This window comes from Bradyrhizobium sp. USDA 376 (assembly GCF_054063675.1).
The window spans coordinates 6,357,081-6,367,287 of the sequence record NZ_JBSSGN010000001.1 but is presented as its reverse complement, the minus strand read 5'-3'; the positions used below and the strand labels follow the sequence as shown (position 1 = coordinate 6,367,287).

At 64.1% G+C, this 10,207-nt stretch carries 5 protein-coding genes and 1 pseudogene; 1 reads left to right on the top strand and 5 read right to left on the bottom strand.

Annotated elements, in window-relative coordinates; all coding sequences use genetic code 11:
• Window positions 1-30 precede the first annotated feature (30 nt).
• Both ACVJ19_RS29565 and ACVJ19_RS29560 read right to left on the bottom strand, forming a co-directional pair.
• Window positions 31-1,434, bottom strand: a complete 1,404-nt coding sequence (locus ACVJ19_RS29565; RefSeq protein ID WP_453952700.1) for an efflux RND transporter periplasmic adaptor subunit — start codon at window positions 1,432-1,434, stop codon at window positions 31-33.
• Window positions 1,424-2,908 (bottom strand): efflux transporter outer membrane subunit, encoded by a 1,485-nt coding sequence (locus tag ACVJ19_RS29560; RefSeq protein ID WP_453952699.1) that lies wholly within the window; start codon window positions 2,906-2,908, stop codon window positions 1,424-1,426. Before ACVJ19_RS29560 ends, ACVJ19_RS29565 begins: the two co-directional genes overlap by 11 nt.
• Before the next feature lie 748 nt (window positions 2,909-3,656).
• Between ACVJ19_RS29560 and ACVJ19_RS29555 the strand changes: the two genes are divergently transcribed.
• Window positions 3,657-4,691 carry a cysteine synthase A gene (locus ACVJ19_RS29555; protein ID WP_453952698.1) on the top strand — a complete coding sequence of 345 codons (1,035 nt, stop codon included), beginning with the start codon at window positions 3,657-3,659 and terminating at the stop codon, window positions 4,689-4,691.
• A gap of 61 nt (window positions 4,692-4,752) precedes the next feature.
• Here the strand turns inward: ACVJ19_RS29555 and ACVJ19_RS29550 are convergent, their stop codons facing one another.
• The 3 genes and pseudogenes from ACVJ19_RS29550 to ACVJ19_RS29540 form a co-directional block, all read right to left on the bottom strand.
• Complete coding sequence (locus ACVJ19_RS29550; RefSeq protein WP_453952697.1) at window positions 4,753-6,996, bottom strand: O-linked N-acetylglucosamine transferase, SPINDLY family protein; 2,244 nt, start codon at window positions 6,994-6,996, stop codon at window positions 4,753-4,755.
• A 125-nt stretch (window positions 6,997-7,121) separates the two neighbouring features.
• A pseudogene (locus ACVJ19_RS29545) lies at window positions 7,122-9,363 on the bottom strand (O-linked N-acetylglucosamine transferase family protein).
• A 100-nt stretch (window positions 9,364-9,463) separates the two neighbouring features.
• Window positions 9,464-10,201: an amino acid ABC transporter ATP-binding protein gene (locus ACVJ19_RS29540; protein WP_018641857.1), complete on the bottom strand. Its 738-nt coding sequence runs from the start codon at window positions 10,199-10,201 to the stop codon at window positions 9,464-9,466.
• Window positions 10,202-10,207: the final 6 nt, after the last annotated feature.

Below are 10,207 nucleotides of genomic sequence, written 5' to 3'. Positions count from 1 at the left end.
CGCCTGCCGCCTAGGCGGCTGTTGTCGGGATCATGGCTGCTTGGCTCCAGATCCCGATGCCCCCGGCCCCGGTGCCGGACCGGTCTGTCCCTTCTGGTCGCCTTCACTGCTGTGTCGCTTGGCGCGGAACTCGCCGTCCTTGGCTTGTCGGTCCTTTTGCGAATCCTTCTGGCCGTCCTTGGCCCCGTCCTTCTTCTGGGCGTCCGGTCCGCGCGAGCGCTTGCGCGGGGCAAGATCGGCCGAGGGCGTCTGGTCGTCGCGGCCGACGATCACCTTGGAGCCGTCGGACAGGTTGGCAAAGCCCGTGGTGACGACCTTGTCATTCGCCGACAGGCCGCTGGCGATGACGGCGTCATGCTCGTTCTGCTGCGTCACCGTCACGGGCTTGGCGGAGACGACATTGTCCTCGCCGATGACATAGCTGAAGGTGCCGATCGGGCCGCGCTGCACGGCAGACGTCGGCACCACCAGCGCCTGCGTCAGGGTCTCGACCTTGAGGCGGACATTGACGAACTGGCCGGGCCAGAGCTGGTAATTGGCGTTGGGGAATTCCGCCTTGAGCCTCAGCGTGCCGGTGGTCTGGTCGACCTGGTTGTCGATGCCGGTGAGCTTGCCGGTGTCGATCACGGTGATGCCGTCATTGCCAAACACGTCGACCGCGAGCGTGCCCTTTGCGGCGGCCGCATTGACCCGCATGATCTGCTGCTGCGGCAGGCTGAACCACACCGCGATCGGCTGCAATTGCGTGATCACCACGAGGCCGGTGGTGTCGGCGGCGTGGATGATGTTGCCCTGGTCGACCTGGCGCAGGCCGGCGCGGCCCGAAAGCGGCGCCACGATCTTGGTGTAGCTCAGTGTCGCCGCGGCATTGTCGATCGCGGCCTGGTCGGCCTTGACCAGCGCCTCGGTCTGCGCGACCAGCGCGCGCTGGGTATCGGCCTGCTGCTTGGAGCCGGCATTGGACGCGGCGAGCTGCTCGTAACGCGTAAGGTCGATGCGCTGGTTGGCGAGCTGGGCCTGGTCCTGCGCCTTCTTGGCGACCGCCTGATCGTACTGCGCCTGATAGATCGCCGGATCGATCTCGCCGAGCACGTCCCCCTTCTTGACGTCCTGGCCCTCGGTGAAGTTGACCGCGATCAGCTTGCCGTCGACCTGCGAGCGCACGGTGACGGTGTTGAGCGCGCGGATCGCGCCGACGCCGTCGAGATAGACAGGCACGTCCTGGATGCGCGGCGTTGCCGCCAGCACCGGCACCGGCAGATCGGGCCGCTGGTTGCGGTTGTTCGTCTGCTGCTGGTGCATGACGGTCCACCCGACATAACCGAGGCCGCCGAGGATCGCGAGCGTGATCAGGGTCATGACGAAGCCGCGGCCGCGCGACTTGGTCGCCGTGCCCTCCTTCGCGCCTTGCTTCATATCCGGCTTAAAGAGCATTGACCGGTTTCTCCATCCGCGGCTCCCAGCCGCCGCCGAGCGCCTGATACAGGCTGACGATGGCGAGAAGCCGTGCGAGTTGGGCCTGCCACAACGCGTCTTCGGCCTGAAATAGTGTCTGCTGGACGTTCAGCACGGTCACGATGTCGGCCGTGCCGGCGCGCAATTGCTGCTCGGCGAGATCGAAGGCGCGCTTCGACGAGGTAACGACATCGCGCTGCAATTGTAGCTTGATCGTGGTCTGCTTGATCGAATACAGCGCGTTGTCGACGTCGGCAAACGACTGGATGATGGTCTTGCGGTAGGTCTGGAGCAACTCGTCCTGCCGCGCCTTGGCGAATTCGAAATTGCCGAGGATCTTGCCGCCGTCGAAGATCGGCTGCGTCGCGCTGCCGACGAGCTGGAAGAAGGCCGCATGCGGCTGGAACAGCGAGACCAGCGCCGAGCTCTGATAGCCGCCATTGCCGGTGAGCTGGATAGTCGGAAAGAACTGCGCGCGGGCATTGCCGATATTGGCGGTCGCCGAAGCGAGCTGCGCCTCCTGACGGCGAATGTCGGGCCGCTGCGTCAAAATCTCCGACGGCAGGCCGGGCGTGACGCGCGGGATGGCGATCTTGTTCAGCGAGCCGCCGAGCACGCGGACGCTCTCCGGCGGCCGCGACACCAGCACGGCGAGCGCGTTGACGTTCTGGTCGAGCGTCTGGCGCAGCGGCGGCACCAGTGCCTTCTGGTTGGCGAGCACGCTCTCCTGCTGGGCGACGTCGAGGTCGGTGCCGGTGCCGGCCTTGCGGCGCTCGCGGATCGCATCGAGGATGCGCTGCGCGCTGGCGATGTTGCTCTGGGCGGTACGCAGGCGGTCCTGCGAGGCCAGCACCTGGAAATAGGCGTTGGCGACGCCGGCGAGCGTCGTCAGCGCGACGGTGTCGCGATCGAAGCGGTTGGCGTTCGCGGTCTCTTCCGCCGTCTGCAGCGCATCCCGGTTCTGGCCCCAGAAGTCGAGCTGGTAGCTCGCGCTGAGCGAGGCCGAATAGTTGACGACTTCGCGTCCGCCGATGGACAGGCCCGACGCGCTCGAGCCCGAGGTGCGCGAATAGGTCTCCGATCCACCACCCGATACGCTCGGCAACAGCGCGGCACCCGCCTGCCGCGCCTGCGCGTCGGCCTGGACGATGCGCGCGACGGCGGCGGCGATGTCGAGGTTGACGGTCTGTGCCTCCTCCATCAGCTGCGTCAGCTCCGCAGAGCGGAAGCCGCGCCACCAGTCCAGCGACGGCGGCGCATCGCCCTTCCCGGCATATTTGTATTGCGCGGGAACATCGAGCGCGGGATCGGGAAGATCCTGCGTCAGCACGCATGCGCCTGAACTTGCGGCAAGGCACAGCACTACAAGCCAGCGCACCGTACGGCGCGTCCGGGACGCAGAGCCAAGAGACCGCCGCATGGCGATCACTGGAACATGCTGTGTCACATCCACCCCCCGCCGGGCGGATCGAGCCGCCACCGCGCAGCCGGATTAACCGATTCGCGGCCGGACGGTCGGGGGGCTTTTGGCAACTCGTTCACAGCTAATGCTTTCTGCGGAACCTTGAGATTCATACTAGCCGGGCGCGGAACAGCGGGACAGTCCCGCAGGTGCGAGATGGCGGGCCCTGCGCCCTGTCCATCGCGACCGAACAAATGCAAGATACGCCTGTCCTGCAGGGACTTTTCGACTTTTCGCGGCGTCGGAAACAGCAATCAAGCTTACCAAGATTTCATGTGATATTGGCGCCACACCAGATGAGAGTGGCTCGACCCGGCTGCACCGGTCAGCAACGAGCTGCATGCGCCCCTTAGCTCCGTCTCAAGCCACAGCCGGCCACGCGCGCGAGTCCGCCAGCGATCGAGCACGAACACCCGGCCACCGCAGGTTCAAATCCGCGCTCCGCATGCCGGGAACCACGCGCGGCCAAGCCGACTCGCACGCGATAGAGATTGGCTGCGAGCCCTGCTTGCGACGACCGATATCTTCCGTGCCCCGAGGGTCGCCGGGAATATTCGTTCCACCGATACAAGGGATCTCGCATCCCAGCGTCGTTTGCGCTGTTCTCTGCTCAGGAATATCGCGGCTCCACGGGCCGCCTCCACCACTTTCGCCGCAGCGCAAAAGCCTTCCCCTTTGGCCTCCCAGGCACTAGGTTCTGGCCAATCAGATCAACCCTTTGCCAGTGATTTCCCCCGACATGACCATTCGAACCAACGTTGTCGAAGCCATCGGCAACACCCCGCTGATCAAGCTCAAGCGCGCCTCGGAGTTGACCGGGTGCACCATCCTGGGCAAGGCCGAGTTCATGAATCCCGGCCAGTCGGTGAAGGACCGGGCCGGCAAGTGGATGATCCTGGAGGCGGAGAAGCGCGGCGAGCTCAAGCCAGGCGGTCTGGTGGTGGAAGCGACCGCCGGCAACACCGGCATTGGCCTGGCGGTCGTCGCCAGCGCCCGTGGCTACCGCACGCTGATCGTGATCCCGGAGACGCAGAGCCAGGAGAAGAAGGACTTCCTCACGCTGTGCGGCGCCGAGCTGATCGAGGTCCCGGCCCTTCCTTTCGCCAATCCCAACAATTACCAGCATGTCGGCCGCAGGCTCGCCGACGAGCTGCGCAAGACCGAGCCGAACGGCGTGCTGTTCGCCGACCAGTGGAACAACCTCGACAACGCCAAGGCCCATTACGAGTCGACAGGACCCGAGATCTGGGAGCAGACCGGCGGCAAGATCGACGGCTTCATCTGCTCGGTCGGCACCGGCGGCACGCTGGCCGGCGTCAGCCGCTATCTCAAGGAGAAGCACCCGGGCATCGTCAACGCCTGCGCCGATCCGCAGGGGTTTGCGATGTACGAGCTGTTCAAGAACGGTCAGGCCAAATCGACCCCGGGCGACTCCATCACCGAAGGCATCGGCCTCGGCCGCGTCACGCCCGTGATCGAGACCGCCAAGGTCGACGATGCCTTCCTGATCCCGGATGCCGAAGCCGTGTCGGTGATCTACGACCTGCTCCAGCACGAGGGCCTTTGCCTCGGCGGCTCGACCGGGATCAACGTCGCCGGTGCCATGCGGCTCGCAAAGCAGCTCGGGCCGGGCAAAACCATCGTCACCGTGCTGTGCGATTCCGGCAGCCGCTATCAGTCCAAGCTGTTCAACGCGGATTTCATGCGCGCCAAGAACCTTCCGGTGCCGGAATGGCTGGAGAAGCGCAGCAACATCAAGCCGCCGTTCGTCTGATCGCCGCAGACCTCCTCACGTCGGGGACGCGCGTCCACGCGGTCACCGCGGCCCGGCCGGTTTACGCCCCCTCGCCGCTGTCCGAGGCGGTGGCACAATAGTCGCGCCAGAACTTGCGATAACCGGCCTCGAGCTCACGCGTGTAGATCTCGATATTGCCGGCGGGCGAGGCTGCAATCTTTGCCGGAAGGTCTGCGCGCAACTTCGCCAGAAGCGCCGGCTGCAAGGCAAATTTCCGGGCGATCTCGATATAGCCCTCGTCATCTTCCGCGACCCAGTCGCCGAGACCGACGGAAGCCACGATCGAGGCGCCGGCCCGCGAGGGGGCGCCGTTGCCGAGCTTGGTCACCACGGGAACACCCGTGTAGAGCGATTCCCAGGTGCTGATGCCGCCATTTTGCGGGAACGTATCCAGGGACATATCGACATTGGCAAAGGCCAGCAGGTGGTCGTTGCGCGAGGTGAAGCCCAGGCAGGTGATGTTCTCCTCGGCAATGCCCTGCGCCACGAAGCGTGCGACCAGGCTGTCGCGCAGCAAGGGTTCGCCGAGCAAACCATGCTTGAGGATGATCCTCGATCCCGGCAGCTCCCGCATCATGCGCGACCACACACGGATCGCATCATCCGAAATCTTGTAGATGCGGTTGAACACGCCGAAGGTGACGTAACCGTTGCGCAGCATCGGCAGCTCCGACGGCTGCAGATCCGCGACGGGCTCCATCGTGATCAGACACGGCAGATCGTGGATCTTTTCGGGAAACAGATGCCGGACCGATGGCGGAATGAAAACGGGATCCGCGAGCACATAGTCCATGGTCTGCATGCCCGTGCCCGTCGCATGTCCGAAGCCGGTGGCCTGGATCGGAGCCGGCTTCCGCGCGAAAACCTGCAGCCTGTTAGTGTTCGTGTGGCCCGAAACGTCGATCAGGATGTCGACATTGTCGGCCTCGATGCGATCGGCGAGTTCGTCGTCCGAAAGCTGCCAGGCGTCGACCCAGACGTCCGCCAGTTGCTTGAACATGGCGGTGTATTCGTCCGCTCCCGGCCAGGTGTAGTAGCAGATGATCTTGAAGTTGGCGTGATCGTGATGGCGCAGCACCGGCAGCAAGGTGAGTCCCGCCGAGTGTTGCCGGAATTCGGCAGCGACATAGCCGACCACAATCTGCTTGTCCGGATCGAGCGGCCGCTTTGGCAGTGTCCGCCGCGGCAGCTTGGAGCCGATCAAGTCCCACCAATCTCGTCGCACCGCCTGCTGGAGCGCAAAATCGGCCTCGGGGAGGTAGTCCTGCAAGAAGATCTTGCCCCTGATCGCATCCTCGTAGTCCGGCCTTATCGCCAGCGCGCGATCGAGATATTCAATTGCGGCGTCCATCTCTCCCTGGTTCGAATAACAGAAACCCATCAGCGCCAAGCCGAGCTCGGAGCGCGGATTTTGTTCGATCAAGGCCGTCGCGGCCGCCATCGCCTGCGCGGTCTTTCCCATCACGAGACAGGCCTGTGCCTTGCCCTGGAGAGCCAGTTCGAACTTGGGCGAAATCGCAAGCGCGGCCTCGAAATCCGCAAGCGCCGGCTCCAGGCGCTGCAACTCGTAACTGAGCCGACCACGCTGGGCGAGAATCCTGGGCGAGCCCGGCCTGATCGCGAGCGCCATGGCAAACTTGGCTGCCGCCTCCTCGTGATGCCGGAGCTCCATGCTGATCATGCCGTTGCCGACGATCGCCTCGGCGTGCCGCGGCTGAAACAGCAGGGCGCGTTCGAAACTTTCCTTGGCGCGCTCGATCCGTCCCAGCAACATCTCGACCATGCCGCGATTGCAGAATGCATCAGCGTAATCCGGCTTGATCTTGATTGCGCGCTCGTGCAGTTCGAGCGCCTGTTCGTACTGCCCCAGATGCATCAGCGTATTGCCGAGATTGGTCAGCGCTACCGCAAAATTCGGCTTCAGCGCGATGGCCTTCTCCTGGCACCGCCGCGCCTCCTCGAAATTGCCGAGGTCGAAATGCACGGTAGCGAGGTTGTTGTGGGCATCGTGCAGACGCGGATCGAGCGCAATCACGCGCTCGAGCAGCTCCTTCGCCTCCTCCAGGCGCCGGCCGTCATGCGCGCACATCCCGAGCAGGTGCATGGCGTCGACATGATCCGGAAGCGCCTTCAGGATCTCACGGCAGAGCGCCTCGGTCTCGGCATATTTTCCCTGCCCATAGGCGCTCGCCGCGGCGGAGATGATGGCGTCCGCCTGCTTCATCAATTTCTTCTGCAACCGCGCGTTCTGGAATGCGCGTGCGCCGGCGCCGCTGTTCTGCAAGGTTGCTCTCCGGAGAATGGCCCGGGATGAGTCTAACTGATTCGCAAGCTTGCCTAGCCGGCCGGCTGGGCTCCCGGGATCTTCCGGTGGTCAGCGCTCAGGAACAGCGGCGCGAGCTGATCTGCCTACGTACCCTCGCCGCTTTCCGAGGCCGAGGCACAGTAGTCGCGCCAGAACTGGCGATACCCCGCCTCGACCCTGCGCGTGTAGATCTCGACATTGCCGGCGGGAGAATTTGCGATCTGGGCCGGCAATTCCGCGCGCAGCTTCGCCAGATGCGCGGGCTGGGCGGCATATTTGATCGCGATCGCGGCATAGCCCTCGTCGTCCTCGGCGACCCAGTCGCCTAGACCGACGGCCGCCACGATGGACCCGCCGGCGCGCGATGAGGAGCCGTTGCCGAGCTTGGCGACAACAGGAACGCCGGCATACAGGGATTCCCAGGTGCTGATGCCGCCGTTTTGCGGGAAAGTATCGAGCGAAATGTCGACATCGGCAAAGGCCCGCAAATGCTCGTTGCGCGACGTCGAGCCCATGCAGATGATGCTCTCGTCGGCAATGCCCTGTGCCACGAACCGCGCGACCAGGCTGTCGCGCAGCAAGGGATCGTCGAGCAGCCCATTCTTGATGATGATCTTCGATCCCGCCACCTCGCGCATCACCTTCGACCACACCCGGATGGCCTCGTCCGAGATCTTCAAGATGCGGTTGAACACACCGAAGGTTACATAGCCGTTGCGGAGCATGGGAGGCTCCGAAGGCGGCACGTTCAGGATGGGATCGATCGTGATCAGGCATGGCAGGTCATAGACCTTTTCGGCCAGCAGATGGCGTGCCGATTGCGGAATGAAGATCGGGTCCGCGAGCACGTAGTCCATGGTCTGCAGGCCCGTACCAGTGGCGTGCCCGAAACCCGTGACCTGGATGGGGGCCGGCTTCCGCGAGAACACATGGAGCCTGCTGCCGGTCGTATGCCCGGACACATCGATCAGGATATCGATCCCGTCGGCCTGGATACGGTCGGCCAGTTCTTCGTCCGACAGCTGCGCAACATCGACCCAAACGTCTGCGAGAGGCTTGAATCTCTCGGTCATCCCGTCTTGCAACGGCCAGCACGAATAGCAGACGATCTTGAACTTGGCGTGATCATGATGGTGCAGCACCGGCAACAGGGAGTACGCCGCCGAATGCTGCCTGAATTCGGACGCGACGTATCCGATCACGATCTGTCTGTCCGGGTCGAGATCACGCGGCGACAGGGTCCTTTGCGGAAGTTTGGCCCCGATCTGATCCCACCAGTATTTTCGCGCCGCCTGCATGGACCACGAAATCGGCCTCCGGCAGATAATCCAGCACGAAAATCTTGTATCCGATGGCTTCGGGAAAGTCCGGCGCGATCGCCAGCGCCGCGTCGAGATATTCGAGCGCCGTCGGGACGTCTCCCTGGTTCGCATAGCACGAGGCCAGGAGCGACATGCCCGCCTCGGATTGCGGATTGACTTCGAGCAGGGTTTTGACGCGAGCCATCGCCCCCGCCGTGTTCCTCACGAAAAGGTCGACTTGCGCCCTCCAGCACAGCGCGAGCTCGTTCCGTGGCGATTGCGCCAGCGCTGCATCGAAATCCGCGGCCGCTTGCTCCAGCCGGTACAGGGTCAAATGGAGCCGCCCGCGCTGCACCAGAATTCTCGGCGAGCCCGGCTTGAGCGCCAGCGCAGCGTCGAAGGCAGCTTCCGCCGCCTCGAAATGCCTGAGCTCGAGGCTCACCATGGCCTTGCCGGCGATCGCTTCCGCGTGACGCGGCTGAAGCGACAGGGCACGATCGAAGTTCTTCCCGGCGCGCTCGAACTGGCCGATCATCAGTTCCGCCATGCCACGATTGCAAAATGCGTCGGCATAGTCCGGCTTCAGCCTGATGGCGCGCTCGTGCAGTCCGATCGCCTCTTTGGCCTGGCCGAGGTGCAGCATCGTATTGCCGAGATTGGTCAGGGTGATCGGACAATTCGGCTTCAGCGCAATGGCCTTCTCCTGGCATGCGCGGGCGTCCTTGAATTTCTCGAGCGCGAAATACACAGCCCCGAGATTGCCATGCGCATCGGGCGAACGCGGATCGAGCATGGTTGCGCGCTCGAGCAGGAATTGCGCGTCCTCGAGCCACCCGCCGTCGAACGCCCGCAGGCCGAGCAGGTGCGTGGCGTGGAAATGATCCGGAACCTCTTTCAGGATCTCGCGGCAGAGTGTCTCGGCCTCGTCAGGTCTGCCCTGCCCCAGCGCCTCGATGGCGAAGGACATGACGGCGTCCGCCTGCTTCCTCAACTTCTTCTGCAATCGCGCGTTCTGGTAGGCGCGCGCGCCGAGACTGCTCTGCAAGGTTTCTCTCCGGAGGATGGTCCGAAAAGAGCCAAGCCGATTCGCATGGTGCCAAGCTTACGTGTCGGTCAGGCCGGCGAGGTCACCGGACTGCAGGCGCTCACCGCAGAATCTGGCTCAGGAACAGTTTCGTGCGGGCGTGCTGGGGGCTGGCGAAGAACTCGTTTGGGGTGTTGGCCTCGATGATCTGGCCGGCGTCCATGAACACGACACGGTTGGCGACCTCGCGGGCAAAGCCCATTTCGTGGGTGACGACCAGCATGGTCATGCCCTCCTCGGCGAGGTCGACCATGGTGTCGAGGACCTCCTTGACCATCTCGGGGTCGAGCGCCGAGGTCGGCTCGTCGAACAGCATCACCTTCGGGTTCATGGTCAGGGCGCGGGCGATCGCGACGCGCTGCTGCTGGCCGCCGGACATCTGGCCCGGAAACTTGTTGGCCTGGTGCGGGATCTTGACCCGCTCCAGGAATTTCATCGCGGTCTCCTCGGCGTCCTTCTTGGGGATGTTGCGCACCCAGATCGGCGCCAGCGTGCAGTTGTCCAGAACCGTCAGATGCGGAAACAGGTTGAAGCTCTGGAATACCATGCCGACCTCGCGGCGCACGGCGTCGATGTGCTTGAGGTTCGGCCCGAGCTCGATGCCGTCGACGACGATCTCGCCCTCCTGGAATTCCTCCAATGCGTTGATGCAGCGGATCAGCGTCGACTTGCCGGAGCCCGAGGGCCCGCAGATCACGATGCGCTCCCCCTTCTTGACCTCGAGGTCGATGTCGCGCAGGACGTGAAATTCACCGTACCATTTGTTCAGGCCGGAAATCTTGACGATGGGGTCGGACATGGTGGC

Bases quoted from the DNA above. Each gene is read 5' to 3' on its own strand.
- ACVJ19_RS29565 (WP_453952700.1), bottom strand. From the start codon at position 1,434: ATGCTCTTTAAGCCGGATATGAAGCAAGGCGCGAAGGAGGGCACGGCG.
- ACVJ19_RS29540 (WP_018641857.1), bottom strand. From the start codon at position 10,201: ATGTCCGACCCCATCGTCAAGATTTCCGGCCTGAACAAATGGTACGGT.
- ACVJ19_RS29555 (WP_453952698.1), top strand. From the start codon at position 3,657: ATGACCATTCGAACCAACGTTGTCGAAGCCATCGGCAACACCCCGCTG.